Genomic DNA, 25,472 nt, shown 5'->3' on the forward strand with positions numbered 1-25,472 from the left:
TTACTGTCCTTTCTCATCATATAGGATGAAATCAGCAGACACAATAAAAATGAAGATACAATTTCAGGAAGAGATCGTGTATAATGACAGGAAGGCGTTCTCATATAAAAAGAATGACCGGCTGTTTCATAACGATTTGCATGAGGAACATCAAAAAATAAACTATTCGATATGAAAATAGATAAAAAAATGTAACGTTTTTCCTGTTTCCTCGTCAAAACAATGTGGGATACTAATTTCAGGAGGTGGATCGTTTGAAAAAAGTTGTTGGATCTTTAGCAGTACTTATGATTTTCCCGGTTGCCGTTTTTGCCCAGTCTTCACAGACATATTCCGTCCAGGAGGGGATACCCTGTTTGGCATAGCGGAAGAGCATGGTGTTTCAGTGGAGGAAGTTCTCTCAGAAAATCCAGGAATTGCAAATGAAAATGTCATTTCTGTAAACCAGAGCATTGCCATCCCTGATACAGACGGAGCAGCAGCTGAGGAATCAACAGATCAGTCAGCGGAAGCGGCCCCATCAGAAACTGCAGCAGAGCCGGCACCTGACAGCGAAGTATCAGAGTCGGAAGCCGAGTTTGAGCAGGAAGTAGTAAGATTGACCAACGTGGAACGGGAAAAGGCAGGCCTCCAGCCGCTGCAGAGCTACGGCGATTTAGCGGAAGTAGCAGATGCGAAGTCTGAAGATCTCCGCGATGCAGGTTATTTTGCCCATGAAAGCCCGAATTACGGAAGCCCGTTTGACATGATGACTTCCTTTGGTATTTCCTACAGCGCGGCAGGCGAGAATATCGCAGCCGGCCAGGACACTCCGGAAGCAGTTGTGAACGCGTGGATGAACTCTGAAGGCCACCGTGAAAATATTATGAATGAAAACTTCACGCATATCGCTATCGGTTATGCAGAAGGCGGCGAGTACGGTACGTACTGGACGCAGATGTTTGTCACAAGATAATAAGTAAACCAGAATCCTCCCAATAACGGGAGGATTTTTTTGTTTTGGGATATTTCGTATTATTTGCAACAAAATCTGCTTCATGAGACTATATGTATGGCAAAAAAACAAAGCGAGGTTGAGACAAATGACAACAATAGAGTTAATGAAAGAACGCCAGTCGATTCGTGCGTTTGATACAGAGGCAGAGATGCCGGAAGAGGATCTGCAGGATATTATTGAGGCAGCGGTCCAGGCTCGATCCTCCTGGAACCTGCAGCACTGGAAGTTTCTTGCGGTAACGTCCGATGAAAAAAAGCAGGAGCTGCTCCCGATTGCATATAACCAGAAGCAGGTTGCAGACAGCTCTGCCACGATTGCCATTCTTGGCGATCTGGAAGCAAATATTCATGCAGATGCCGTTTACACGGATGCAGTAGACGCAGGAAAAATGACAGAAGACATTAAAACACAGCTAGTCGCTAATATCCATTCAGCCTATGAAAGAGAAGGCTTTGCCAAAGACGAAGCCCTGATTAATGCTTCTCTCGCTTCGATGCAGCTGATGCTGGCAGCGAAAGAAAAAGGCTACGATACTGTACCAATGGGCGGTTTTGATAAGGCGGCATTTATAGAAGCATTTAACGTACCGGAGCGCTATGTACCGGTTATGCTCATTTCTGTCGGCAGAAAAACGGGCGAAGCGCGTAAATCGAAACGCTTCCCGGTGGAAGATGTGCTTATTAAAGACTCCTTTTAATACAGGAAACCCCACTCTTAAAAAAAGAGTGGGGTTTTTATTTCGGTCTAGTTCATCAGCGGCAGGACATACAGCAGAATGGCAAGAAAGTGCAGAAACGATGCTGCAAGAACAAAAACATGCCAGATCCCATGATGATAGGGGATACGGCGCCAGACGTAAAAAATGGATCCGGCCGTATAGAGAATGCCTCCTGCTATTAACAGGGCCAGTCCGCCGGACGGAAGATTCTCCGAGAGCGGGCCCCAGGCGAAAATAATAATCCATCCCATGCCAATATAAAATATAGTAGATAAAAACAAAAAGCGTTTTACAAAAAACACCTTAAAAAGGACGCCGAGCACGGCAATGCCCCAGACAATGCCAAACAGCGTCCAGCTCAGTGCGCCGTCAAGTGCATGAAAAAGGAGAGGGGTGTAAGTACCGGCGATAAACAAGTAAATCGCTGCGTGATCGAATATTTCAAACAGGTCTTTGGCTTTGCCTTCCTGGACAAAATGAACCAGGGTGGAAGAGGTATACAAAATCAGCATGGTTGATCCGTAGATGCTTACGCTCACCACATGGGCTGGAGTGCCGGCTTGAATAAGTAAAATAATCAGCGCTGCGATACTGAACAGTACACCGACGGCATGAATAGATGCGTTAACCATTTCTTCTTTGCGGGTAAACGTGTGAACATTGGCCATAGCGGGTAAAAACCCTTTCCTGCATGAATTTTCTTAAGTTTATCATACAGCGGCACCGCTGGAAAAAAGAACATCCCCGTATCTTTATTAGATACGGGGATGTTTAGCTTATTCGCCGGCTTTAATAGGACTGCTTGTGTCCACATGACCGAAAATGCTGGTATTTGTTTCCCCTTCAATAAGAAGCTGGGTGCTGCTGTAGCCGAACTGGCTCATAATAGAAGCAATCTGTTCCATAATGGCAGCATCGCCGCTGGAACCGACGTTGGATTCAGCAAAAGCAGAAGAAAAGGAAACAGTAGCCTGGGAGCCGTCGCTCTCTACATATTGAACCGTAGTATCAGCGTTTACGGGGGAGAACATACCCTCTGATTCCGGACCGGCAATCCATGCTTCGAGTGCCGCGGCAGGAAGATTTTCTTTAGTGTCGGCAGTAACGCTGCGTTCTTCAGTCAGCGTTTCCATAAGCTGGTCATCAGAGAAGTATAACGTAACAGTTTCCGTCACACCATCAGCTTCTTCCATTGTATTTTCCTCCTCAGGAGCGTTGGTTTCTTTTTCTACAGTATTTTCAGAGGACTGATCAGCTTCTTCGCTTTCAGAAACAGAAGCCTCGGTTTCAGGTGCTGTCTCTTCGGCTGCGTTTTCAGTAGAACTGTTATCAGCAGAAGATTCATTTTCTCCGCTCTCATCGTTTTCAGTCGATTGTGCCTCTTCAGCTGAAGCTGCGGTATCGGCTTCCTCCTCGTTCGCTGCGGCAGTTTCCGATTCTTCCTGGGCTTCGCCTTCCTTCTGTGTCTCTGTTTCCTCTGCTGCTGTTTCTTCCGTCACATTCACCTCTTCGGCTGGAGCCTGTTCAGATTCCGCTTCGCTGCTGGTGCCGCAAGCCGAAAGAATTAGTAGAAATAAGGCGGATGGAACTAGTAAGTATGCTGTTTTCTTCATTTTTACATTCCCTTCTTCTATATAAGTATTTAGTCTCATAACATAAGACGGTGTTTTAGAAAAAGAGTTACGTCAAAGATAAAATAAAATAGTTTAAAAAAAGTATTGACGATTAAATTTAATCTGTTATATAATACATTTAACAAAATAAACTGTATTAAAACAGAGGAGGAATTAAAATGAAAAGAAGAGAGCGCCAGAACATGATTCAATTTATTTCTAAAATCCGCGGGACAGACGAGACACAGTTTTTTCAAATGACAGATGAGGACATCGAACATATTTACGACCAGACATATTTCCACCACGAAACAACGGAATAACAAAAAGGCTTATCTCTTCTTGTAAGAGGTAAGCCTTTTTTGTGTGAGATATAAAAAGCAGTCAGAGGAGAAGGAAAAGGTGATTCACCGTCAGGGAAATAAAAGTGGTATAATACAGTCAGATAAGGCAGGTGTGGATGATGAAGAAATGGTCAAATCGAAAAGTTTTGTTTGTTGTTCTGCTTCTTATTTTCTTATATGCAGCTATTTACTGGAGCTATATATTTATCACAACAAGTTAATATAGAAAAAATAGACGACTGAAAACTCTAATGGCTGGTGCTGATAGAGTTTTTATCATACACCGGGAAGCAGTATGCCGGCATAAAGTGATTTGGCAGCAGGTGTTACATAAAAATACATATAATTAAGCAGTATCGCAGTAGCCAGATAAGTGTTCTCATGTCAAAATATATCAATGTAATCAAACTGTAATATGAATACGGCTCTTTTTATGAAAAATGATGTAACACAATGAAACAACTAACGACTTAAGTATGGGAGTGTAAATCATGCAAGATGAATTTGAGCGGTTGTATGAAAGCTATCACCACTCTCTTTATCAATACCTGTTTTATCTGGTTCGAGACCGCGATGCAGCCGAAGAGCTGGTCCAGGAAGTGTACATTAAAGTATTTCATTCCTTTGACTCCTTTGAAGGCAAAAGCAGCGAAAAAACATGGCTTTATTCTATTGCCCGCCATGTTGGAATTGACTGGATTCGAAAGCAGAACCGCAAAAAGAGAAAATGGCTAGGCATGCTCGGCCCGCTTTCAAAAGAAGATATAAGAGACCCAGCTCCGCTGCCGGATGAAATTCTCACGGCAAAAGACGAGGTCCGGGAAATATATCAATACATGGAGAACTGCACGGCCGATCAGCGGCAGGTGCTTATGCTCCGGTATGTAGATTCTCTATCTATAAAAGAAACGGCAGACGTTTTGGGATGGTCGGAAAGTAAAGTGAAGACCACCCAGCACCGGGCAATCAAAAAGCTGCAGGATCTTATGGGCGGAAACGAAGAAGAGACGCAAAGGAGGGTAGAACCTTGAAGCAGCGGCAACACGATCAAAAATCAATAGAAGACAAGCTTCGGCAGATGCCGGAAATCCGGGACAGCAGAAGCAGGCAGGAAATTTACTACAATGTCATGGCAAAGACAAAAGCAAAAAAGCCCCGGAATAAATCGAAAAAATGGATGGTTCCGGGAATTACGACAGTATTTGCTATTTTGCTGTTAGCCCTTATTATTCCTAACATGATCCCGCAGTCCCAGCCGATGTCTTCTGATACAGAGCAGAGCGGGGAGCGGACGGCTTCTGAAACGGAAGAAACACAGGAAGAAGCTTCTGAAGAGGGCGGAGGAGAGGAATCACCGCCTCCTGATGAACCGGCTTCGGAGCCGGATTCACCTGCAGCGGAAGAAAACGGCGAGGATTCTTCCAACGAGGCAGCTGAAGAAGAAGGAACTGCCGAAGTGGAGCAGGAACCGCTGGAAACCCCGCAGGTAGATGAACCTGCCTGAAACATCAGAAGCTGCTGAAAGCGGAGAAGAAACTCCGCCGGCAGAAGAAGAGTGGATCACAAATGATTATCTCCGTGCTTTGTCCGCCAGTGAAATAGCGGAAGACACGGTTCCGGTAACGATTCCGCTGCAGGACGCAGAAAATGGATTTACGATTCCGGTGACGTTTTTAATAGAAGGTTCTATAGAGTCTGCGCCTTCTTTTTTTGAAGCGTTGAACCGTAATTATCCAGGAGATGAAATCGGCCTCTCCGGGTCCCTGGTCCAGAATATTAAATGGAGCAGTACAGATGAAGCCTCTGACTCGTGGCGGGCTGATTTTGAAGAATCCCAGCAGAGCTTAAGCAGCGCCCAGGGCGAAGGTTTTTTAAATAGTCTTGAAGAAAGCCTGCGCTATACAGGCGTTTCAGAAGTCTTATTTACAGAAAATGAGGAACCCGGAGTTGAATTTGGTAATTACGGGCTGCTTGAAAACTATTTGGTGGAAGGCGATAACCGCGGATACTTCGCTTACTCCTCCGGCCGTGATGTTACTCTATTAGTTAGTGCAAAAGGAGCCGGCCAGCCGACCGCAGATGATCAGGGCGAGCTGCTTTCCTTTGAAGAAACGCTGCAGCAGATGGAAACCGATCCCGACAATGAAGCCCTGGAATCACCAATGCCGGAAGGCCTTGATGTAGCCGGAGTGCAGGGGAAGGAACCAATGCTGTCGTAACATTTACCGAATCATCAGAGCTTCCTGAGAGCTGGAACAGTAATATTTTTACGGATGCTGTTCTGTTTGCTGCCTCAGATTTTGGCTATGAAACAGTAACATTCAACAAAGAAGATACAGAAAGCAGTGCCGAATGGCTTCCGGAAGAATCACTTGAAGTGCCGGAAGCACCTAATCTGGTAACGTTTGAATAAAAAAGTCTTTCTGTCCTTTTTCGGACAGAAAGACTTTTTGTTTAAAAGAAAAGTTCTGCAGCTCTTGCCAGCAGCCCGACTACAATTAACACGACAAACGCATACCCGATCCATCTGGGAAGCCTCTGTCCGACAGGGGCACGGAATTTCCTGCGGCCTTTCCAGCGGTTTGGATTAAAAACCGGCTCTTCGGCCGGAGCTTTATAATGCTGGACGCTAAAGAAAGGCACAGCGTTCCGCAAAAAGAAAGGTGCCAGCAGAAAGCCGGAAAAAAGCCCAAAATATGCGCATATACGTTAATATTAGGAGATAGAAACGTCATAACAACGCTGAACAATGTCAGTATAAGAATCAGCTGGGCGCTGGCAGCATCTATTAGATCCTTGCGTTTCCAGATCAAGTACATGTAAATGCCAAATACGCCGAACACGGCCCCCGAGGCTCCGAGGTGGGAATAATACAAGCCGCCTAAAAAGAACGTAGCTACGTTCGCCAGCAGGCCCATCAGCACATACACAATAATGAAGCGGGATCTGCCAATCATTTTTTCGAGCGGCGGGGCAAAAAGCACGAGAGCAAAGGAATTCAGGATCACATGAGTCAGTCCCTGATGGAGAAAAACAGGGGTGATCAGCCGCCACAACTCTCCTGCCGCGATTGCTGCATTAAAGCCGACGCCGAGCTGGAAAATAGTATCGCCAAATGGTATGAGACCGTTAGTCAGACTCGTCAGGTTAATCCAGGCAAACAGGACGATATGTATAATAACGAGAGAAAAGACGATCGGATAATTTTTCCTGAATGAATAAAATGATTCATTACGAATAAACATAAAGCGCCCCTTTTAATTAAATGATGTGTTCTGCCGCCCGTTATAGAAAAGCGTCAGCCCTTTTTTTAATTTTAGCATAAGTTATCTTTTGAAGGCGACCAGCGCTGCTTAAAGAGGAGAGAAACGTTATGATTCACGGAATCGGCATCGATATTATAGAATTAAAAAGAATAGAGCGGCTGCTGGATAAAAATGATAAATTCGCAGATCGGATGTTTACAGGCAGAGAAAAAGAGGCGTTCGGGCGCTTAACAGGCCAGCGTCGAATTGAATATGCAGCCGGACGCTTTGCTGCTAAAGAGGCTTTTGTAAAAGCAGCCGGAACCGGCATTTCTAAAGCTTACGGATTCCAGAACATTGAAGTGCTCAATGAACCGAACGGCAGGCCTGTACTGTATGCGTTTGTAGACGGACTACCTAATGCTAAAGTTCATGTGAGTATTTCCCACAGCAGAGAATGGGCAGCCGCCCAGGTTATTATAGAAGAGTAAGGATGTGGAAAAATGAGGGTTGTCACAGCAGAACAAATGCGCGAAGCTGACAGGCTGGCGATTGAAGAAATCGGTATGAAAGAAGAGCTTTTAATGGAGAATGCCGGCAGGGCAGCGGCGGCAAAAATAATAGAACTGTACCCGGCTCTTCAATATGCAGCGGTGCTTGCAGGAAAAGGGAATAATGGAGGCGACGGGTATACAATAGCGAGAACGCTTGAAAGTGAAGGAATTCGAACGGATGTGTATTTCGTTAGTTCTGATGGCTTAAAGGGGGCAGCTCTCTATCACCAGACCCTTTACGAAAAATCCGGTTTTACACCGCGTCAGTTTGATCCTTCTTCCTTTCGGGCAGATTCGTATGACGTTATCATTGACGCTATGCTCGGAACAGGTATCCAGGGAGAAGTGAAGCCTCCTTTTGACAAAGCAGTGCAGGTTCTTGGAAAAACAGACACACCGGTTGTCGCTGTAGATATTCCCTCCGGTGTTCCATCCGGAGAAGAGGATGTTCCTTCTTCTGCCGTAAAGGCGGATGCTACAATCATTCTGGAGAGTCCCAAACTGAGCGCGTATTTGTTTCCGGCTAAAGAATATTACGGCCAAATGCATACCGTGTCTATCGGCATGCCGAATGCAGTGTGGGACAAGGCAGGAAGTGAAGCCGTGGAGTGGGGAATGACGGAGACTTCGGCCTCCTTTCCTGTACGCAAAGAGAATGCGCATAAAGGCAGGCACGGCCGGGGACTGTTGATCGGCGGCTCCAAAAATATGGCCGGAGCACCTGCGATTGCAGCCCTTGCCGCTTTGGAAAGCGGGGCAGGCCTGTTAACAACAGCCCTCCCGGAATCACTAATGTATACTACGGCGCCGCTTGTGCCGGAGACCACTTTTTTAAGGCTGCCGGAAAAAGAGGGAGAACTGGCTGAGGACAGCGTCAGGGCGGATTTTGGATTTGATCGTTATGATGCCGTGGCTGTCGGGCCGGGGCTGGGACGTTTACAAGAAGCAAAAGAAATAGTCAGGCGGGCGCTCGTGGAAACAGCAGGAATATTAATTCTCGATGCCGATGCCTTATATTGGCTGCCGGAACTGGAGCAGGAGCTTTCGGAAAGAACTGCTCCGCTTGTTTTAACGCCGCACCCGGGCGAGATGGCTCATCTGGCAGGTACAACTCCGGGAGAGGTAAACAAACACCGCTTTTCGCTGGCGGGACAGTATGCCCGGAAAACAGACTGCTATCTCGTTTTAAAAGGAGCAAACACGATATGCACCACTCCCGAAGGATATCAGGCGGTGCACACAAGCGGAAATGCCGGTCTTGCAAAGGGCGGATCGGGCGACACGTTGACCGGCATACTGCTGGGACAGGTGATGCAGGACGGGGATACGGCAGCAATGGTAAATAATGCTGTATTTCTGCACGGCCATGCAGCAGATCTTGCCGTGGATCAGGAAGAAACGAATTATTCGCTGCGCGCTTCCAAACTGGCCTCCTATGTTCCCCGTGCTATAAAAAACGTTCAACTATTTCAGGAAAACAGGAGAAGATAACATGGCTTTTCAAGAGCATTCATATAGAGATACATGGGTGGAAGTGAACTTAGAAAACATTACCCGTAATGTAGAGCAGGTTATACAAAGTACAGGTCAGCAGCTCGATGTGATGGCGGTGGTAAAGGCAGACGGATACGGCCATGGAGCAGTTCAGGCTGCTGCGGCAGCAGTGCAGGGAGGTGCAGTATTTTTAGGGACGGCTCTTCTGGAAGAAGCGATCGAGCTGCGCGAGGCGGGATTTGACCTTCCAATTCTTGTACTTGGGCGCACAAGGCCCGAAGACGCAGAAACGGCGCGGCAGTACAATATCAGCCTTACTGTTTTTCAAAAAGAATGGCTGGATAAGGCAGCGGCCTGTATGGCGCAGGGACAGGCACTTTCCGTGCATTTAAAAACAGATACCGGCATGGGGCGTATCGGACTGCGGAGCGATGAAGAAATAATCGATTTTCTGGAAGCTGTCAGCTCCCAGTCTGCTTTTGACCTGGAAGGAATCTTCACTCATTTTGCGACCGCCGACGAACAGGAAACTTCTTATTTTTATAGTCAGCATGAACGATTTAAAGAAATAGTGGAGCTTACCGGTAAGATTGTGCAGCTGCCGCCGTATATACACTGTGGCAACAGCGCGGCGGGTATGAGGTTTCCAGACCGCTGCTTTACGATGTTCCGGTTTGGCATATCTATGTACGGATTAACGCCCTCTGCGGAAATTAATGAGGAGCTTCCTTTTGACCTGCAGCCGGCCTTTTCTCTCTACAGCAGGCTCGTTCAGGTAAAGAAGATCAGTCCGGGGGAAAGCATCAGCTATGGGGCGACCTATACAGCTGAAAAAGAAGAATATATCGGCACGGTGCCGATAGGCTATGCGGACGGCTGGAACCGTCATCACTCTACCAATGGAGGTTATGTGCTCATTAACGGAGAAAAAGCCCCGATTGTTGGAAGAGTGTGTATGGACCAGATGATGGTCCGGCTTTCCGGTCCGGAGGAAACCGGTGCAAAGGTTACGCTGATTGGAAAAGATAATGGAGCGGAAATTACTGTGCTGGATGCCGCGGAACGGCTCGGAACGATCACCTATGAAATTCCCTGTATGATCAGTAAGCGGGTTCCAAGAAAATATATAAGCAGCAGAAACTAAACTCTCCGACAGTGGTGCCGATATAAAGAGCAATAAAATTACGGCCGAAACAGCTGCTTTTTCTCAGAAACGACCAGGCACGGAAGCGGATTGGAAAAAAACGGTTTTGCAAACCGCTTCTACAAATGCTATTATATGAAGTAGGAAGTGAGCACAGTTGAGGTCTTACGCTGGAGGTGTGTGTGATATGTTTGAAAGGAACACCAAACAGATTAAGGTGAGTCTTCCGGAATATCTGCTCAGTGAACTGGATGGTATTTTGGACCAGGGCAGAGAAAACCGGGATGATTTCATTCATCAAGCCACTGAGCTTTATTTGAGAGAATCTCAGCGGATTAAAGCTCGTGAATCGATGCAAAAAGGTTATGTAGAAATGGCGCAGATTAATCTGCACATTGCTTCAGAATCTTTCGTTGCAGAAGCGGAAGCAGAACATTCTATGGACACACGTTTAGTAAGCGGGGTATAGGCAATTATATTATTATTTCACAATTTGTAAGACCTTAAACTTATCTATTTAATACTTTGAGCATCCAAAGTCGGGAGTGCCGGCTGTACATACATGTATGTACAGCCGGCACTCCCGTTTTGTCCGGGGGCAGCTTCAATTTGTTCTGCAAATCTGCTGCAAGGACTGGTATAATGAAAATTATACTCCAGAAGGCGGCAATATATTTGCGGTTGGTGGAAAGACGTGAAATAATAGTGTTACTTGTGGTAAAAAAGGATGTATATGCAGATAAGACCGTATTATAGAAGACAGTCCTCTTCTATACCCGGTGGCAGAAAGATTAATCATCTTTTGAGTAAAAAGGACAGCTTTCTCTTCCAAATCGGTAAACAAACCACGCGTGTAAGAACAAACAGCTGTTTTTATAATAGAGCAGGCAGACATGGAAATAAATAAAAGCAATTAAAGGCCAAGTGGAGGAATTACTTATGCATGCAGCTGTTTTAGAAATGATTTATAATCAGCGGAATGAAATAAAGGAAAACTGGTCGGAGAAAATGACCCTGGTGCGAAACGATGTATTTAAAGAGAAAGTGCCGAAAACTCTTTTTCAGGATACAAACGAAGAATTTGCTGCCTTGATTTTCAATTCATTCGATGCAGAGCTCGAAGATGGACGTGCTTTTCTGCGCAGCTTTGCTGAGAAGCTGATTCGGATGGGGTGGCCGCTAAGCTACTTCACTAAAGGAATGCAGACCTTCCGCCGGGTAGTGCTGGAAAGCATCAGCTCGGGCAGTGAAATCCCCTCCAAAAAAATGTATGAAACATTTTATGAAATTGAAGAGTGGGTGGACGAAATGGTCAACCAGCTCGTTGATGAATATTCCGGATCCTGGGAAACCACGCTGCACCAGCAGCGCCTCGCTTTAAAAGAACTATCGGCTCCGCTCATTCCGGTGTTTGACAATATCAGCGTTATGCCTCTTATTGGAACGATTGACACAGAAAGAGCCAAGCTGATTATGGAGAACCTGCTTGATGGTATTATTGAACACCGCTCTCAGGTAGTGCTTATTGATATTACCGGGGTGCCTGTTGTGGATACAATGGTAGCTCATCATATTATCCAGGCGTCGGAAGCAGTACGGCTTGTCGGTGCAGAGTGTATTCTTGTAGGAATCAGGCCGGAAATCGCCCAGACGATAGTTAATCTGGGAATTGACCTGGGTAAATTCCCTACAAAGAGCAGTCTCCGCAAAGGTATTGAAACAGGCATGGAGCTTACAAAGCGTCAGATTATTAATGTATAATTCGATTGAAATGTATGAAAGTACAGCAGAGCAGTTATAGAATGGAGGGTCCGACGTGCGAATTCCAATATTGAAGCTTCAGCAGTATCTGCTTATATCCGTTCAAGTGGATTTAGATGACCAGACCGCCCTTCAGTTTCAGGAGGATCTGTTAAATAAGATTCACCAGGAAGGGTCTGCAGGAGTAGTCATCGACTTAACCTCAGTAGAAATGATTGATTCTTTTATTGCAAAAGTTCTCGGAGACGTCGTAGAAATGTCTAATCTTATGGGTGCCAGAGTAGTGATGACTGGAATTCAGCCGGCGGTTGCCATCACTTTAATAGATATGGGTATTATTTTAGATGACGTCCCTACCGCTCTGGACCTTGAACAAGGTTTGGAGAAACTTCAACAGGAACTGGAGGAATGAATATGAGTGTTCAATCCAGCGTTGAAGTGCATACAGAATGGGGGATTGTTTCAGCCAGGCAGGCCGGCCGGAATCTTGCAAAAGAAATCGGCTTTGGAAGCGTGGACCAGGCCCGTGTAACAACAGCCATATCCGAACTGGCAAGAAACATATATCTCTATGCGGAAAAGGGCGAAATTACATAGAAACGATTGAAGTATCACAGCAGTGGAGCCAAAAAAGGAATTAAGATCACCGCAAAAGACCGTGGTCCCGGGATCAAAAATATCCGGAAGTAATGGAAGACGGGTTTACGACTTCGGAGCGGCTTGGAGCCGGACTGCCGGGCGTAAAGAGATTGATGGATGATTTTGATATCGATTCTGTCGTTGGAGAAGGAACGGTTATAACGGCAGTTAAATGGCTCAGGTAAAGGAGGTTTTAACACTTGGCTGATTCATATAGTCTCATGCAGGAACAATACAGAAAAATTCTAGTCACCTATCTGAAAGAAAAGAATGAACAGGGATTATATTATGCCCAGCAGTTCAGCAAAAAGGTGCTGGAAAATCAAATTTCACCGGAAGAGGTAGTGAGTCTCCATATAGAAGCGATTGAAGAACTGTTCCCCTATATGCCGGAGGGAGCGGTTGATTCTTTTGAATTTCTGCTGGAAGTCATGATGGGATACGGTCTTGCCTACCGGGAACACCAGAGCCTGAGGGATAAGCAGCGGGAACTCGAAAATGAAATTAATGTAGCTGCCAGCATGCAGCAGACCTTTCTGCCTAAAGAGATTCCGTTTGTACAGGATCTTGATGTTGGAGTACTTAGCGTCCCTGCTTCGAAAATGAGCGGGGACTATTATCATTTTGTTAAAGATGAAAACGGGTGCGTAGGTCTGGCTATTGCCGATATTATCGGAAAAGGCGTGCCTGCGGCTCTTTGTATGTCCATGATTAAATACGCAATGGACAGCTATCCGGAACAACGGCTGCAGCCGGGCGCGCTGCTTGAGAATTTAAACCGGGTTGTAGAGCAGAACGTAGCGGCTAATATGTTTATTACAATGATGTACGGCTCGTATGATCCCCGCGTCCATCATTTTTATTATTCAGGCGCCGGGCATGAACCCGGATTTTATTATAACTATGCAGAAGACAGCTTTGACGAACTATCAGCAAAAGGTGTTGTGCTCGGAATCCGCAGAGACAGCAGCTTTTTGGAATACCACAAAAAAGTAGAGCCCGGCGATTTTATTGTGCTTTTATCTGATGGCGTAACCGAGTGCCGGACTGATGACGGGTTTATTGAGCGTGAGGAGATCACCAATCTGATCCGCCAGTACAAGCACCTTCCGGCTCAACAGCTCGTGGAAAATGTGTTTTATCAGCTGGAGAAACTTCAGGGATTTCAGCTCCGTGATGACTTTACGCTGATCATTATCCGAAGAGAGGTTTAATAAAAAATAAAAGCGGGAAGTAATGAATGGATACGACTAGTTACTAAAACATTTATTTCACTATAGATAGATATAAGGTGCAAAAAGGAAACAGGAGGAAATATATTATGAATTTAGATATTAAAACGGAACACTCTAAAGAAGAAGCTATTCTTTATATAGAGGGTGAAGTAGACGCTTATACCGCTCCGCAGCTTAAAGAAGCGATAGAACCGCTGACAGAAAAAGACGGTCAGCTCGTTACGGTTGACCTTACGGATGTAAGCTATATCGACAGCACCGGACTTGGTATTTTCGTCGGCGCTTTAAAATCATCGGAAGCCAACAACAGCAAGCTTCGTCTTGTTGGATTAAACCAAAGGGTAATGAGACTTTTTTCCATTACAGGCCTGGATGAAGTTATAGACATCGAAGAGGGGAAAAAGGAGGGAACGCAATAATGACCGATCATGCAGATCATTTCGAAATGAAGATACCTGCCAAAGCGGAATACGTAGGCGTTGTTCGTCTTACTGTTTCCGGCATTGCAAGCAGAGCCGGCTATTCCTATGACGATATCGAAGACATGAAGATTGCAGTAGCGGAAGCCTGTACGAACGTTGTGAATCATGCCTATAAGAAAACAGGCTACATGCTTCTTTCCTGTGTTATCCGTGAAGACCGCATCCAAATCATTGTGGCAGACCGAGGTGAAAGTACAGAGGTCAGCAGCCTCCTCGAAAACATCGGACCGATTGACAGTTCCAAGCCCGTTTCGGAATTAAAGGAAGGCGGCCTGGGGCTGTTCCTTATCGATACGCTAATGGATAAAGTAGAGATCAGTAATGAATCAGGTGTTGCTATCGTCATGACCAAGTTCCTTCATAGAGATGGGGTGGAGCAGCATGTCGACGGAATCCCGACCTCAGCAGACAAACAAGAGCAGGGGCAGAAACAATAAAGATAATACCCACGTGTATGAGTGGATTGAAGAATTTCAAAATAACCGCAATGAAGAAGTACAGACGAAGCTTGTTCTTCATTATGAATCGCTCGTACAGTCGCTCGCCAGAAAGTTTTCCCGCGGACAGGATCATGATGATGACCTTTATCAGGTTGGCATGATTGGCCTGCTTGCAGCACTCCGCAGGTTCGACCATTCTTTTGAGCGCAGCTTTGAATCGTTTGCAGTTCCAACCATTGTCGGTGAAATCAAGCGTTTTATCCGGGACAAAACATGGAGCGTTCATGTACCGCGCCGTATAAAAGAGCTTGGCCCAAGAATCAAAAAAGCGGTGGAAGAGCTTACGAGCGATCTACAGCGTTCCCCGCAGGTGGACGAGATTGCCGCATACCTGGAAGTGACCGTAGAAGAAGTGCTTGAAACCATGGAAATGGGAAAAAGTTATCAGGCGCTGTCGGTGGACCGCTCGATCGAAGCCGATCAGGAAGGCAGTGCCGTTACGCTTCTTGATTTAGTTGGAGCAACCGATGAAGGCTATGAAAAGACAGATCAGCAGCTTCTGCTTCAAAAAGCATTTACCGTTCTGACAGAGCGCGAAAAAGAAATTTTGAAATGTACGTATTTCGAAAACTTAAGTCAGAAAGAAACAGGAGAAAAACTTGGAATCTCCCAGATGCACGTATCCCGGCTGCAGAGAAGAGCTCTTCAAAAACTGAGAGATTCCATTCGGACAGAGCCCTCGGAGTGTCTGTGATGATTGAGAGCAGAACATACAACAAAGTGAAAACCGTAGTATACCAGAAAGAAAAAGAAGGAAATCACCTATGCGGGGATTCCTTTATGGCGGTAGAAACAGAAGACTATTTTCTCTGCGCGGTAGCGGACGGGTTGGGAAGCGGGGAATTTGCTTTCAAATCTTCCAATATTGCAATGGAAATTCTGCGGAACCATCATGAGTGGACCGTTCCGGATCTGATGGACGAATGCAATCGCCATTTGTGCGGAGAACGCGGTACGGTTATCACTATTCTTAAGGTATTATTTGACGAAAAAAAAGTAGTATACGGCAATATTGGAAATATCGGCTCATTTATTGCGGCAGACGACGAGAAGACGCATCGCCCGCTTCCGGCTCCCGGCTTCTTATCCGGCCGCAAATTTCATTACCGTCTTGAACACTACTATTATAAAAAGAATCTGCACTTTATTCTACATTCCGATGGCATATCCATAAATCAGGAAGAGTATAACTGGATGATAGATCTTCAGTCTACAGACGTATCCGTACGTTATTTAGCAGAGAAGAATCAAAAAAACAAGGATGACCGTACTGTATTGATAGGGTCGTTATATGAATCTTGAGTCCTTCCTGCCAAACAGAAAGGCTCTTTTTTTTATCCGGACATAAGACCGATTTTGGATAGAAGGGCCTTCGTGTTATAGTAATGGGGCTTAAGAGATCATACATATTGAACAAAAAGGAGTTTCTTATCCATGACAGAACAGGATCAGCTCGTAACAAAACTTTCCACCTCCCTGTCTATGCAGGAAAAATGGGTGCGTAATATCATTGAACTGCTTGAAGAGGGAAATACGGTACCTTTTATTTCGAGATACCGCAAAGAACAGACGGGCAGCGCAGACGAAGTACAGATCAAAAACGTACAGGACGGCTGGGATTATACAAGGCAGATGCAGCAGAGAAAAGAAGAGGTTTCACGTTTGATTGAAGAACAGGATAAACTAACACCGGAGCTGAGGAATTCGATAGAATCGGCAGAGAAGCTTCAGGAATTAGAGGATATTTACCGGCCTTACCGCCAGAAAAGAAAAACGAGAGCTACATCGGCAGCGGCAAGAGGCCTTGAACCGCTTGCTTCCTACTTGTTTGCCCTGCCGAAAGAAGGAAGCCCGGAAGAAGAAGCCAAAGCCTATGTTTCTGAGGAAATGGATGTAGAAAATGTGGAAGCGGCTCTGCAGGGTGCGCGCGATATTATAGCGGAATGGGTATCGGATAATCCATCGATCCGCAAAGAGCTGCGGGAGCAGACGTTCCGCCACGGCCTGCTTTCCTCCAAACAGAAAAAAGGAGCCGTGGATGAAGCCGGTACGTATGAAATGTACTACGAGTACCAGGAAGCTGTTCGTAAAGTGCCATCCCACCGTATTTTAGCCATGAACCGCGGCGAAAAAGATAAAGTGGTAAAGGTATCTGTGTCCATTGAAGAGGAACGTGCGCTTCAGATGATAGAAAAGAAAATCGTAAAACGATACGGTTCGCCGGCGCTTGAACATGTAAAAACTGCCTATGAAGATGCGTACAAGCGCCTGATTGCACCATCCATTGAGCGCGAAATCCGCAGTGAGCTTACGGCTAAAGGTGAAGAGCAGGCCATTCATATTTTTTCCGAAAACCTAAAGCAGCTTCTGCTGCAGCCGCCGATGAAAGGCAAAGTTGTTCTGGGGCTGGATCCGGCCTACCGGACAGGCTGCAAGATTGCGGTCGTAGATGAAAATGGGAAGCTGCTGCACGTAGGAGTCATCTATCCGGTGCCGCCGGTTAATAAAGTAGATGAGTCGAGAAAAATCCTAAAAGAGCTTCTCGATAAATACAGCGTGGAAGTGATTGCCATTGGTAATGGTACGGCGTCCAGGGAAACAGAAGAATTTGTGGCAGAGGCTATAACAGAGTGGAATCATTCCGCCGCCTATCTAATTGTAAATGAAGCAGGAGCAAGTATTTATTCTGCTTCCGAGGTGGGCAGGGAAGAATTCGGCGAACTCTCCGTAGAACAGCGGAGTGGTGTGTCCATTGCGAGAAGGCTTCAGGATCCGCTTGCGGAGCTGGTTAAAATTGACCCGAAATCCGTCGGGGTGGGACAGTACCAGCACGATGTCACCCAGGCAAAGCTGAATGATTCTCTGGCGTTCGTAGTGGAAACAACGGTGAATAAAGTCGGCGTTAACGTAAACACGGCATCCCCAAGTCTTTTAAAATATGTATCGGGCCTTTCTAAAGCAGTAGCAGGCAATATTATTAAATACAGAGAAGAGAACGGCAGCTTCACAAGCCGTGCGCAGCTCAAGAAAGTACCAAGGCTGGGCAGCAAGGCATATGAACAGGCAGCTGGATTTATGCGTATTATAGATGGCAAAGAGCCGCTGGACAAGACCGCTATCCATCCGGAGAGCTACAAGACGGCTAAAGCTCTGCTCGCTTCTATAGAAGCATCAGCGGCGGACGCAGGCAGTCCTGAGCTTATAGAGAAGCTCTCCCAGCTTTCCGTTAAAGAGTCGGCTGAAGCACTAGGTGCCGGAGAGCCGACGATCCGGGATATTATTGAAGATTTAAAACGGCCCCTCCGCGATCCGCGGGAAGATCTGCCGAAACCTATTTTGAAAAAAGGAATTATGAAAATGGAAGACCTGGAAGAGGGAATGGAGCTCCAGGGGACGGTACGTAATGTTGTCGATTTCGGCGCGTTTGTAGATATCGGTGTGAAACAGGACGGACTGGTCCATATATCAAAAATGGCGAAGCGTTTCATCAAGCATCCGATGGAAGCTGTATCGGTCGGAGATATTATTCCGGTCTGGATAGACAGCGTTGACTCCAAAAAAGGAAGAATTGCCTTGACGATGATAGAGCCAAACAAATAAACTGGAAAGAGTACCTGGGTGCAGGTGCTCTTTTTCTGTAGAAAGGCGGGAGCGGATGAACAATCATGATCTGCAGAAACTTGCAGAGGACATTTCCATTTCTTTTTTTGGAAAACCGTTTCTTCATCAATGTACATTTAACCGCAGGCTCCGGACCACCGGCGGCCGCTATATGCTGAACAGCCATCATATCGAAATGAATCCGAAGCATTACCAGATACACGGCATAAAAGAATTAATTTCGATTATAAAACATGAACTCTGTCACTATCACCTTCATATAGAAGGAAAAGGATATCAGCACCGGGATGCGGATTTTAAAAAGCTTCTTGCGGAAACAGGGGGAGCCAGGCACTGCAGACCGGTGGATGAAAAAGAGAAGAGATATAAGCATAAATACCGGTGCAGCAGGTGCGGAAGCTTCTTTCACAGAGTGCGGCGCATCGATACTGCAAAGTACGTCTGTGGAGGCTGCAAAGGAAAATTAAAAAAAGTTTCCTGAATCGCTTGACCTTATTTTACATGCTGTGGTACATTATAAAAGTCGCTTGAGAGCAACCAGAAAAAACGCTGGTAACTGCCTCTGTAAAGCCATTTAAAATAAATAAAAATTCTATTGACATCATATGCGCTATCATGTAAACTACTCAATGTCGCATCAAAAATAATGCACATTCCACAGTAGCTCAGTGGTAGAGCTATCGGCTGTTAACCGATCGGTCGCAGGTTCGAATCCTGCCTGTGGAGCCAATGGAGAAGTACCCAAGTGGCTATAAGGGGCTCCCCTGCTAAGGGAGTAGGTTGTGTAAACGGCGCGAGGGTTCGAATCCCTCCTTCTCCGCCATGATTCGGCCCGTTGGTCAAGTGGTTAAGACACCGCCCTTTCACGGCGGTATCACGGGTTCGAATCCCGTACGGGTCACCAATATGGAGGATTAGCTCAGCTGGGAGAGCACCTGCCTTACAAGCAGGGGGTCGGCAGTTCGATCCTGTCATCCTCCACCATTCACTTTTAACAACATTAAATGGTCCGGTAGTTCAGTTGGTTAGAATGCCTGCCTGTCACGCAGGAGGTCGCGGGTTCGAGTCCCGTCCGGACCGCCATTTAAATTATGTTCCTTTGAAAAATATCAACTAATGTATTATAATGGCTAACTAGGAAGTAACTTTCCTTAATATTGGGCTATGGCCAAGCGGTAAGGCATCGGACTTTGACTCCGTGATGCGCTGGTTCGAATCCAGCTAGCCCAGCCACTTATTTGCGGGTGTGGCGGAATTGGCAGACGCGCTAGACTTAGGATCTAGTGTCTTTATGACGTGGGGGTTCAAGTCCCTTCACCCGCACCATTTTATTTCTTATACTTAAAACAATGTTTGCGCGGTCGTGGCGGAATGGCAGACGCGCTAGGTTGAGGGCCTAGTGGGAGTTAAATCCCGTGGAGGTTCAAGTCCTCTCGACCGCACCATATAAATCAACTATTATCGGGCGCCCGTAGCTCAACTGGATAGAGTATCTGACTACGAATCAGAAGGTTAGAGGTTCGAGTCCTCTCGGGCGCACCATTTCTTTTAATTAATTTCATACGAATGATTATATACGCTTAAATGATAAGTCTTGATTAAAGTTAAAGCATAGAGTAATAACAATATGCTTTTATTTTTTTCGAAAACGGGAAGTAGCTCAGCTTGGTAGAGCACTTGGTTTGGGACCAAGGGGTCGCAGGTTCGAATCCTGTCTTCCCGACCATTTATGCGGGCGTAGTTTAGTGGTAAAACCTCAGCCTTCCAAGCTGATGATGTGGGTTCGATTCCCATCGCCCGCTCCATTATTTAATCTGATAATTTCATATTACAGGAACTGCTCTTTTTTTATGCCTGCAGTTAATGTAGAAACCCATTCAGAATAAAAATGGGCCTGTAGCTCAGCTGGTTAGAGCGCACGCCTGATAAGCGTGAGGTCGGTGGTTCGAGTCCACTCAGGCCCACCATATAATACTTGACAAACTGTACTGTTATTTGGTACATTAGAGTTCTTCCCCACACATCATTTGGTGGAAGAGTGTCCTTTGAAAATGGAATGAAAACAACGCGCGAACAACAAGTCGCGGCAGGCAAGGCCTGCTGCGCAAGTAAGACCAGCAAGAACTAAGCATCAACTTTCATGGAGAGTTTGATCTTGGCTCAGGACGAACGCTGGCGGCGTGCCTAATACATGCAAGTCGAGCGCATGCACCCGGCGGACCTCTTCGGAGGGAAACCGGGGAATTGAGCGGCGGACGGGTGAGTAACACGTGGGCAACCTGCCCTCTAGACGGGGATAACTCCGGGAAACCGGAGCTAATACCCGATAATCAAGCAGATCACCTGATCTGCTTGTAAAAGCATGGCCTTCGGCCATGCACTGGAGGATGGGCCCGCGGCGTATTAGCTAGTTGGAGAGGTAAGGGCTCCCCAAGGCGACGATACGTAGCCGACCTGAGAGGGTGATCGGCCACACTGGGACTGAGACACGGCCCAGACTCCTACGGGAGGCAGCAGTAGGGAATCATCCGCAATGGACGAAAGTCTGACGGTGCAACGCCGCGTGAGTGATGAAGGTTTTCGGATCGTAAAGCTCTGTTGTGAGGGAAGAACAAGGGCGGTTCTAACAGGGCCGCCCCCTGACGGTACCTCACCAGAAAGCCCCGGCTAACTACGTGCCAGCAGCCGCGGTAATACGTAGGGGGCAAGCGTTGTCCGGAATTATTGGGCGTAAAGCGCGCGCAGGCGGTTCCTTAAGTCTGATGTGAAAGCCCACGGCTCAACCGTGGAGGGTCATTGGAAACTGGGGAACTGGAATGCAGAAGAGGAGAGTGGAATTCCACGTGTAGCGGTGAAATGCGTAGATATGTGGAGGAACACCAGTGGCGAAGGCGGCTCTCTGGTCTGTTATTGACGCTGAGGCGCGAAAGCGTGGGGAGCAAACAGGATTAGATACCCTGGTAGTCCACGCCGTAAACGATGAGTGCTAGGTGTTAGGGGTTTCGATGCCCTTAGTGCCGAAGCTAACGCATTAAGCACTCCGCCTGGGGAGTACGGCCGCAAGGCTGAAACTCAAAAGAATTGACGGGGGCCCGCACAAGCGGTGGAGCATGTGGTTTAATTCGACGCAACGCGAAGAACCTTACCAGGTCTTGACATCTTTTGCTACTTCTGGAGACAGAAGGTTCCCCTTCGGGGGACAAAATGACAGGTGGTGCATGGTTGTCGTCAGCTCGTGTCGTGAGATGTTGGGTTAAGTCCCGCAACGAGCGCAACCCTTAATCTTAGTTGCCAGCATTTAGTTGGGCACTCTAAGGTGACTGCCGGTGACAAACCGGAGGAAGGTGGGGACGACGTCAAATCATCATGCCCCTTATGACCTGGGCTACACACGTGCTACAATGGATGGTACAGAGGGATGCGAAACCGCGAGGTGGAGCCAATCTCGCAAAGCCATTCTCAGTTCGGATTGCAGGCTGCAACTCGCCTGCATGAAGCCGGAATCGCTAGTAATCGTGGATCAGCATGCCACGGTGAATACGTTCCCGGGCCTTGTACACACCGCCCGTCACACCACGAGAGTTTGCAACACCCGAAGTCGGTGAGGTAACCCTTTGGGAGCCAGCCGCCGAAGGTGGGGCAGATGATTGGGGTGAAGTCGTAACAAGGTATCCCTACCGGAAGGTGGGGATGGATCACCTCCTTTCTACGGAGCATTGATTCGTGGATCGACCCCGGGCCACCGGTCCGGGGTGCGCGCAGTTGTTTTCATTCCATTTTGAGAGGATACCCTCTCGCAAGACGATCCCTGGTTCTTTGAAAACTGGATAGCGACAACGAAACAAAAAAGACCAAGCAAGCCCTGCGTAAGCAGGCGCCAGCTGTTTTTTTACGGAAAAACGGTTAAGTAAGAAAGGGCGCACGGTGGATGCCTTGGCACTAGGAGCCGATGAAGGACGCGACGAACGGCGATACGCCCCGCGGAGCTGTAAGTGAGCTGTGAGGCGGGGATGTCCGAATGGGGGAACCCACTATCGTTAATCCGATAGTATTTCTACCTGAACACATAGGGTAGATAAAGGCAGACCTGGGGAACTGAAACATCTTAGTACCCAGAGGAAGAGAAAGCAAATGCGATTTCCTGAGTAGCGGCGAGCGAAACGGAATCAGCCCAAACCAGGATGCTTGCATCCTGGGGTTGTAGGACACTCCATCGGAGTTATCAAGATCAGCGATAGGCGAAGCGGCCTGGAAAGGCCCGCAGGATACGGTAACAGCCCGGTAGCCGAAATCGCTGATCCTCCGGAGTGGATCCTGAGTACGGCGGGACACGAGAAATCCCGTCGGAATCCGGGAGGACCATCTCCCAAGGCTAAATACTCCCTAGTGACCGATAGTGAACCAGTACCGTGAGGGAAAGGTGAAAAGCACCCCGGAAGGGGAGTGAAACAGATCCTGAAACCGTGTGCCTACAAGTAGTCGAAGCCCGTTTATGGGTGACGGCGTGCCTTTTGTAGAATGAACCGGCGAGTTACGATCGTATGCCAGGTTAAGCCGAAGAGGCGGAGCCGCAGCGAAAGCGAGTCTTCAACGGCGTATTAGTATGCGGTCGTAGACCCGAAACCGGGTGATCTACCCATGTCCAGGGTGAAGGTAGGGTAACACCTACTGGAGGCCCGAACCCACGCAAGTTGAAAATTGCGGGGATGAGGTGTGGGTAGCGGTGAAATGCCAATCGAACTCGGAGATAGCTGGTTCTCCCCGAAATAGCTTTAGGGCTAGCCTCGGATTAGAGTCCTGGAGGTAGAGCACTGATTGGACGAGGGGCCCTTTCCGGGTTACCGAATTCAGTCAAACTCCGAATGCCAGAGACTTGTTGTCCGGGAGTCAGACTGCGAGTGCTAAGATCCGTAGTCGAGAGGGAAACAGCCCAGACCACCAGCTAAGGTCCCTAAATCCGCATTAAGTGGAAAAGGATGTGGAGTTGCTTAGACAACTAGGATGTTGGCTTAGAAGCAGCCACCATTGAAAGAGTGCGTAATAGCTCACTAGTCGAGTGACTCTGCGCCGAAAATGTACCGGGGCTAAATGCGGTACCGAAGCTGTGGAGGATCCCCCTTGGGGGATCGTGGTAGGGGAGCGTTCCAGGGGCCGTAAAGCCAGACCGTGAGGACTGGTGGAGCGCCTGGAAGTGAGAATGCCGGTATGAGTAACGAAAAGAAGGGTGAGAATCCCTTCCGTCGAAAACCCAAGGTTTCCTGAGGAAGGTTCGTCCGCTCAGGGTTAGTCGGGTCCTAAGCCGAGGCCGAAAGGCGTAGGCGATGGAAAACAGGTTTAAATTCCTGTACCACCTCCTTTCCATTTGAGCAATGGGGGGACGCAGGAAGGTAGGGCAAGCGTGCTGCTGGATATGCACGTCCAAGCCGTTAGGCCGAAGAGCAGGCAAATCCGCTCTTCATCAAGGCTGAGCGGCGATGGCGAGGGAAATTAAGTACCGAAGTTCCCGATCCTACACTGCCAAGAAAAGCCTCTAGCGAGGAAAAAGGTGCCCGTACCGCAAACCGACACAGGTGGGTGGGATGAGAATTCTAAGACGCGCGGGAGAACTCTCGTTAAGGAACTCGGCAAAATGACCCCGTAACTTCGGGAGAAGGGGTGCTCTTTCGGGTGAATAGCCCAGGAGAGCCGCAGTGAAAAGGCCCAAGCGACTGTTTATCAAAAACACAGGTCTCTGCGAAGCCGCAAGGCGAAGTATAGGGGCTGACACCTGCCCGGTGCTGGAAGGTTAAGAGGAGAGGTTATCCCCTTCGGGGAGAAGCTTTGAATTGAAGCCCCAGTAAACGGCGGCCGTAACTATAACGGTCCTAAGGTAGCGAAATTCCTTGTCGGGTAAGTTCCGACCCGCACGAAAGGTGCAACGACTTGGGCACTGTCTCAACGAGAGACCCGGTGAAATTATATTACCTGTGAAGATGCAGGTTACCCGCGACAGGACGGAAAGACCCCATGGAGCTTTACTGTAGCTTGATATTGGATGGTTGTACTGCTTGTACAGGATAGGTAGGAGCCTTGGAAACCGGACCGCTAGGTTCGGTGGAGGCGTCGGTGGGATACTACCCTGGCTGTACGACTATTCTAACCTCGGTCCGTGATCCGGATCAGGGACAGTGTCAGGTGGGCAGTTTGACTGGGGCGGTCGCCTCCTAAACAGTAACGGAGGCGCCCAAAGGTTCCCTCAGAATGGTTGGAAATCATTCGCAGAGTGCAAAGGCAAAAGGGAGCTTGACTGCGAGACCTACAAGTCGAGCAGAGACGAAAGTCGGGCTTAGTGATCCGGCGGTCCCGTATGGAAGGGCCGTCGCTCAACGGATAAAAGCTACCCTGGGGATAACAGGCTTATCTCCCCCAAGAGTCCACATCGACGGGGAGGTTTGGCACCTCGATGTCGGCTCATCGCATCCTGGGGCTGAAGTAGGTCCCAAGGGTTGGGCTGTTCGCCCATTAAAGCGGTACGCGAGCTGGGTTCAGAACGTCGTGAGACAGTTCGGTCCCTATCCGTCGCGGGCGTTGGAAATTTGAGAGGAGCTGTCCTTAGTACGAGAGGACCGGGATGGACACACCGCTGGTGTACCAGTTGTTCCGCCAGGAGCATCGCTGGGTAGCTACGTGTGGACGGGATAAGTGCTGAAAGCATCTAAGCATGAAGCCCCCCTCGAGATGAGATTTCCCATCACGCAAGTGAGTAAGATCCCTTGGAGATGACAAGGTAGATAGGTCTGAGGTGGACGTGCGGCGACGCATGCAGCTGACAGATACTAATCGATCGAGGACTTATCCAAACACTTTTTCCATTCGGATGTCGCTATCCAGTTTTGAAGGAACCACCGGTTCCCGATGTTGTCCGGTGACAACGGCCAAGAGGTCCCACCCGTTCCCATGCCGAACACGGAAGTTAAGCTCTTGTGCGCCGATGATAATTGGGGGGCGACCCCCTGTGAAAGTAGGACGTTGCCGGGCTACTGCAAGCATCTTTCCCCATTTCAATAATGTGGGAAGATGCTTTTTTTGTTATACTTTAGAAACCTTTCATTTTATTACATCAGCCGGCTGGATGATGCCGGTTTA

The 25,472-nt window shown here is 47.7% G+C and carries 22 protein-coding genes, 12 tRNA genes, 3 rRNA genes and 1 pseudogene; 35 read left to right on the forward strand and 3 right to left on the reverse strand.

Annotated elements, in window-relative coordinates; all coding sequences use genetic code 11:
- The first annotated feature begins 385 nt into the window (after positions 1 to 385).
- Positions 386 to 955 carry a CAP domain-containing protein gene (locus MMY81_RS12455; protein WP_252313169.1) on the forward strand — a complete coding sequence of 190 codons (570 nt, stop codon included), beginning with the start codon at positions 386 to 388 and terminating at the stop codon, positions 953 to 955.
- Between the two features lie 127 nt (positions 956 to 1,082).
- On the forward strand, positions 1,083 to 1,694 hold the full coding sequence (locus MMY81_RS12460; RefSeq protein ID WP_252313170.1) for a nitroreductase family protein: 612 nt from the start codon (positions 1,083 to 1,085) through the stop codon (positions 1,692 to 1,694).
- 47 nt (positions 1,695 to 1,741) lie between these two features.
- On the opposite strand, the gene trhA is transcribed toward MMY81_RS12460, so the two are convergent.
- Together trhA and MMY81_RS12470 are read right to left on the reverse strand one after the other, a co-directional pair.
- Positions 1,742 to 2,383, reverse strand: a complete 642-nt coding sequence (trhA, locus tag MMY81_RS12465; RefSeq protein ID WP_252313171.1) for a PAQR family membrane homeostasis protein TrhA — start codon at positions 2,381 to 2,383, stop codon at positions 1,742 to 1,744.
- A 108-nt stretch (positions 2,384 to 2,491) separates the two neighbouring features.
- Positions 2,492 to 3,328 (reverse strand): GerMN domain-containing protein, encoded by an 837-nt coding sequence (locus MMY81_RS12470; RefSeq protein WP_252313172.1) that lies wholly within the window; start codon positions 3,326 to 3,328, stop codon positions 2,492 to 2,494.
- 179 nt (positions 3,329 to 3,507) lie between these two features.
- Here MMY81_RS12470 and MMY81_RS12475 point away from each other — a divergent pair, with 179 nt between their 5' ends.
- The 4 genes from MMY81_RS12475 to MMY81_RS12490 all read left to right on the forward strand — a co-directional run bounded on the left by MMY81_RS12475 (position 3,508) and on the right by MMY81_RS12490 (position 5,891).
- Positions 3,508 to 3,651 (forward strand): BH0509 family protein, encoded by a 144-nt coding sequence (locus MMY81_RS12475; RefSeq protein ID WP_120192699.1) that lies wholly within the window; start codon positions 3,508 to 3,510, stop codon positions 3,649 to 3,651.
- Between the two features lie 512 nt (positions 3,652 to 4,163).
- Entirely contained in the window at positions 4,164 to 4,703 is a 540-nt protein-coding gene (locus MMY81_RS12480; RefSeq protein ID WP_120192698.1) for an RNA polymerase sigma factor SigX, read from the forward strand.
- Positions 4,700 to 5,176, forward strand: a complete 477-nt coding sequence (locus MMY81_RS12485; protein WP_252313173.1) for a hypothetical protein — start codon at positions 4,700 to 4,702, stop codon at positions 5,174 to 5,176. Before MMY81_RS12480 ends, MMY81_RS12485 begins: the two co-directional genes overlap by 4 nt.
- Entirely contained in the window at positions 5,163 to 5,891 is a 729-nt protein-coding gene (locus MMY81_RS12490; RefSeq protein ID WP_252313174.1) for a hypothetical protein, read from the forward strand. Before MMY81_RS12485 ends, MMY81_RS12490 begins: the two co-directional genes overlap by 14 nt.
- A 279-nt stretch (positions 5,892 to 6,170) precedes the next feature.
- Here MMY81_RS12490 and MMY81_RS12495 read toward each other — a convergent pair whose 3' ends face one another.
- On the reverse strand, positions 6,171 to 6,917 hold the full coding sequence (locus tag MMY81_RS12495; protein WP_252313175.1) for a rhomboid family intramembrane serine protease: 747 nt from the start codon (positions 6,915 to 6,917) through the stop codon (positions 6,171 to 6,173).
- A 128-nt stretch (positions 6,918 to 7,045) separates the two neighbouring features.
- Between MMY81_RS12495 and acpS the strand changes: the two genes are divergently transcribed.
- The 29 genes and pseudogenes from acpS (at position 7,046) to rrf (ending at position 25,364) form a co-directional block, all read left to right on the forward strand.
- Positions 7,046 to 7,408, forward strand: a complete 363-nt coding sequence (gene acpS, locus MMY81_RS12500; protein WP_252313176.1) for a holo-ACP synthase — start codon at positions 7,046 to 7,048, stop codon at positions 7,406 to 7,408.
- A 12-nt stretch (positions 7,409 to 7,420) separates the two neighbouring features.
- Complete coding sequence (locus MMY81_RS12505; RefSeq protein ID WP_252313177.1) at positions 7,421 to 8,962, forward strand: NAD(P)H-hydrate dehydratase; 1,542 nt, start codon at positions 7,421 to 7,423, stop codon at positions 8,960 to 8,962.
- A gap of 1 nt (position 8,963) precedes the next feature.
- The gene (alr, locus tag MMY81_RS12510; protein ID WP_252313178.1) at positions 8,964 to 10,109 is read left to right on the forward strand and encodes an alanine racemase; all 1,146 of its coding nucleotides are present in this window, start codon (positions 8,964 to 8,966) and stop codon (positions 10,107 to 10,109) included.
- Positions 10,110 to 10,296: 187 nt separating this feature from the next.
- Positions 10,297 to 10,578, forward strand: a complete 282-nt coding sequence (locus MMY81_RS12515; protein WP_120192692.1) for an antitoxin — start codon at positions 10,297 to 10,299, stop codon at positions 10,576 to 10,578.
- A gap of 470 nt (positions 10,579 to 11,048) precedes the next feature.
- Positions 11,049 to 11,870 (forward strand): STAS domain-containing protein, encoded by an 822-nt coding sequence (locus tag MMY81_RS12520; protein ID WP_120192690.1) that lies wholly within the window; start codon positions 11,049 to 11,051, stop codon positions 11,868 to 11,870.
- Between the two features lie 55 nt (positions 11,871 to 11,925).
- On the forward strand, positions 11,926 to 12,282 hold the full coding sequence (locus MMY81_RS12525; RefSeq protein WP_120192689.1) for an STAS domain-containing protein: 357 nt from the start codon (positions 11,926 to 11,928) through the stop codon (positions 12,280 to 12,282).
- Between the two features lie 2 nt (positions 12,283 to 12,284).
- Positions 12,285 to 12,694: pseudogene (locus tag MMY81_RS12530) on the forward strand (anti-sigma regulatory factor).
- Positions 12,695 to 12,709: 15 nt separating this feature from the next.
- On the forward strand, positions 12,710 to 13,723 hold the full coding sequence (locus MMY81_RS12535) for a PP2C family protein-serine/threonine phosphatase (RefSeq protein WP_274622841.1): 1,014 nt from the start codon (positions 12,710 to 12,712) through the stop codon (positions 13,721 to 13,723).
- 107 nt (positions 13,724 to 13,830) lie between these two features.
- Positions 13,831 to 14,163, forward strand: coding sequence for an STAS domain-containing protein (locus tag MMY81_RS12540; RefSeq protein ID WP_252313179.1), 333 nt, complete (start codon positions 13,831 to 13,833; stop codon positions 14,161 to 14,163).
- Positions 14,163 to 14,663 (forward strand): anti-sigma B factor RsbW, encoded by a 501-nt coding sequence (gene rsbW, locus MMY81_RS12545; protein ID WP_120192683.1) that lies wholly within the window; start codon positions 14,163 to 14,165, stop codon positions 14,661 to 14,663. The genes MMY81_RS12540 and rsbW overlap by 1 nt, the downstream gene beginning before the upstream one ends.
- Positions 14,608 to 15,420: an RNA polymerase sigma factor SigB gene (gene sigB / locus MMY81_RS12550; protein WP_120192681.1), complete on the forward strand. Its 813-nt coding sequence runs from the start codon at positions 14,608 to 14,610 to the stop codon at positions 15,418 to 15,420. Before rsbW ends, sigB begins: the two co-directional genes overlap by 56 nt.
- On the forward strand, positions 15,420 to 16,028 hold the full coding sequence (locus MMY81_RS12555) for a PP2C family serine/threonine-protein phosphatase (RefSeq protein WP_252313180.1): 609 nt from the start codon (positions 15,420 to 15,422) through the stop codon (positions 16,026 to 16,028). Before sigB ends, MMY81_RS12555 begins: the two co-directional genes overlap by 1 nt.
- Before the next feature lie 132 nt (positions 16,029 to 16,160).
- Entirely contained in the window at positions 16,161 to 18,326 is a 2,166-nt protein-coding gene (locus MMY81_RS12560; RefSeq protein ID WP_252313181.1) for a Tex family protein, read from the forward strand.
- A gap of 55 nt (positions 18,327 to 18,381) precedes the next feature.
- Complete coding sequence (locus MMY81_RS12565; RefSeq protein WP_252313182.1) at positions 18,382 to 18,828, forward strand: SprT family protein; 447 nt, start codon at positions 18,382 to 18,384, stop codon at positions 18,826 to 18,828.
- Positions 18,829 to 19,001: 173 nt separating this feature from the next.
- Positions 19,002 to 19,076, forward strand: a tRNA-Asn gene (locus tag MMY81_RS12570).
- 2 nt (positions 19,077 to 19,078) lie between these two features.
- Positions 19,079 to 19,170 (forward strand) — tRNA-Ser (locus MMY81_RS12575).
- Between the two features lie 6 nt (positions 19,171 to 19,176).
- Positions 19,177 to 19,251: transfer RNA gene (locus MMY81_RS12580), tRNA-Glu, on the forward strand.
- A gap of 4 nt (positions 19,252 to 19,255) precedes the next feature.
- Positions 19,256 to 19,331: transfer RNA gene (locus tag MMY81_RS12585), tRNA-Val, on the forward strand.
- Between the two features lie 22 nt (positions 19,332 to 19,353).
- Positions 19,354 to 19,430, forward strand: a tRNA-Asp gene (locus MMY81_RS12590).
- Between the two features lie 75 nt (positions 19,431 to 19,505).
- Positions 19,506 to 19,580 (forward strand) — tRNA-Gln (locus MMY81_RS12595).
- A 7-nt stretch (positions 19,581 to 19,587) separates the two neighbouring features.
- Positions 19,588 to 19,673: transfer RNA gene (locus tag MMY81_RS12600), tRNA-Leu, on the forward strand.
- A 31-nt stretch (positions 19,674 to 19,704) separates the two neighbouring features.
- Positions 19,705 to 19,792: transfer RNA gene (locus MMY81_RS12605), tRNA-Leu, on the forward strand.
- Between the two features lie 20 nt (positions 19,793 to 19,812).
- A tRNA-Arg gene (locus MMY81_RS12610) sits at positions 19,813 to 19,889 on the forward strand.
- A 107-nt stretch (positions 19,890 to 19,996) separates the two neighbouring features.
- Positions 19,997 to 20,073, forward strand: a tRNA-Pro gene (locus MMY81_RS12615).
- A 5-nt stretch (positions 20,074 to 20,078) separates the two neighbouring features.
- Positions 20,079 to 20,152: transfer RNA gene (locus MMY81_RS12620), tRNA-Gly, on the forward strand.
- An 85-nt stretch (positions 20,153 to 20,237) separates the two neighbouring features.
- A tRNA-Ile gene (locus MMY81_RS12625) sits at positions 20,238 to 20,314 on the forward strand.
- A gap of 170 nt (positions 20,315 to 20,484) precedes the next feature.
- Positions 20,485 to 22,053 (forward strand): 16S ribosomal RNA (locus tag MMY81_RS12630).
- 195 nt (positions 22,054 to 22,248) lie between these two features.
- Positions 22,249 to 25,186 (forward strand): 23S ribosomal RNA (locus MMY81_RS12635).
- Positions 25,187 to 25,247: 61 nt separating this feature from the next.
- Positions 25,248 to 25,364, forward strand: a 5S ribosomal RNA gene (rrf, locus tag MMY81_RS12640).
- The 16S, 23S and 5S rRNA genes sit together here with 12 tRNA genes alongside, the layout of an rRNA operon.
- The last annotated feature ends 108 nt before the right edge of the window (positions 25,365 to 25,472 follow it).

The organism is Sinobaca sp. H24 (assembly GCF_023845525.1).

Excerpts from the sequence above, each read along its gene's own strand:
- MMY81_RS12555 (WP_252313180.1), top strand. The coding sequence starts at position 15,420 with ATGATTGAGAGCAGAACATACAACAAAGTGAAAACCGTAGTATACCAG.
- MMY81_RS12540 (WP_252313179.1), top strand. The coding sequence starts at position 13,831 with ATGAATTTAGATATTAAAACGGAACACTCTAAAGAAGAAGCTATTCTT.
- MMY81_RS12470 (WP_252313172.1), bottom strand. The coding sequence starts at position 3,328 with ATGAAGAAAACAGCATACTTACTAGTTCCATCCGCCTTATTTCTACTA.
- MMY81_RS12560 (WP_252313181.1), top strand. The coding sequence starts at position 16,161 with ATGACAGAACAGGATCAGCTCGTAACAAAACTTTCCACCTCCCTGTCT.
- acpS (WP_252313176.1), top strand. The coding sequence starts at position 7,046 with ATGATTCACGGAATCGGCATCGATATTATAGAATTAAAAAGAATAGAG.
- MMY81_RS12520 (WP_120192690.1), top strand. The coding sequence starts at position 11,049 with ATGCATGCAGCTGTTTTAGAAATGATTTATAATCAGCGGAATGAAATA.
- MMY81_RS12475 (WP_120192699.1), top strand. The coding sequence starts at position 3,508 with ATGAAAAGAAGAGAGCGCCAGAACATGATTCAATTTATTTCTAAAATC.
- trhA (WP_252313171.1), bottom strand. The coding sequence starts at position 2,383 with ATGGCCAATGTTCACACGTTTACCCGCAAAGAAGAAATGGTTAACGCA.
- alr (WP_252313178.1), top strand. The coding sequence starts at position 8,964 with ATGGCTTTTCAAGAGCATTCATATAGAGATACATGGGTGGAAGTGAAC.
- MMY81_RS12505 (WP_252313177.1), top strand. The coding sequence starts at position 7,421 with ATGAGGGTTGTCACAGCAGAACAAATGCGCGAAGCTGACAGGCTGGCG.
- rsbW (WP_120192683.1), top strand. The coding sequence starts at position 14,163 with ATGACCGATCATGCAGATCATTTCGAAATGAAGATACCTGCCAAAGCG.
- MMY81_RS12515 (WP_120192692.1), top strand. The coding sequence starts at position 10,297 with ATGTTTGAAAGGAACACCAAACAGATTAAGGTGAGTCTTCCGGAATAT.
- sigB (WP_120192681.1), top strand. The coding sequence starts at position 14,608 with ATGTCGACGGAATCCCGACCTCAGCAGACAAACAAGAGCAGGGGCAGA.
- MMY81_RS12565 (WP_252313182.1), top strand. The coding sequence starts at position 18,382 with ATGAACAATCATGATCTGCAGAAACTTGCAGAGGACATTTCCATTTCT.
- MMY81_RS12460 (WP_252313170.1), top strand. The coding sequence starts at position 1,083 with ATGACAACAATAGAGTTAATGAAAGAACGCCAGTCGATTCGTGCGTTT.
- MMY81_RS12480 (WP_120192698.1), top strand. The coding sequence starts at position 4,164 with ATGCAAGATGAATTTGAGCGGTTGTATGAAAGCTATCACCACTCTCTT.
- MMY81_RS12490 (WP_252313174.1), top strand. The coding sequence starts at position 5,163 with ATGAACCTGCCTGAAACATCAGAAGCTGCTGAAAGCGGAGAAGAAACT.
- MMY81_RS12495 (WP_252313175.1), bottom strand. The coding sequence starts at position 6,917 with ATGTTTATTCGTAATGAATCATTTTATTCATTCAGGAAAAATTATCCG.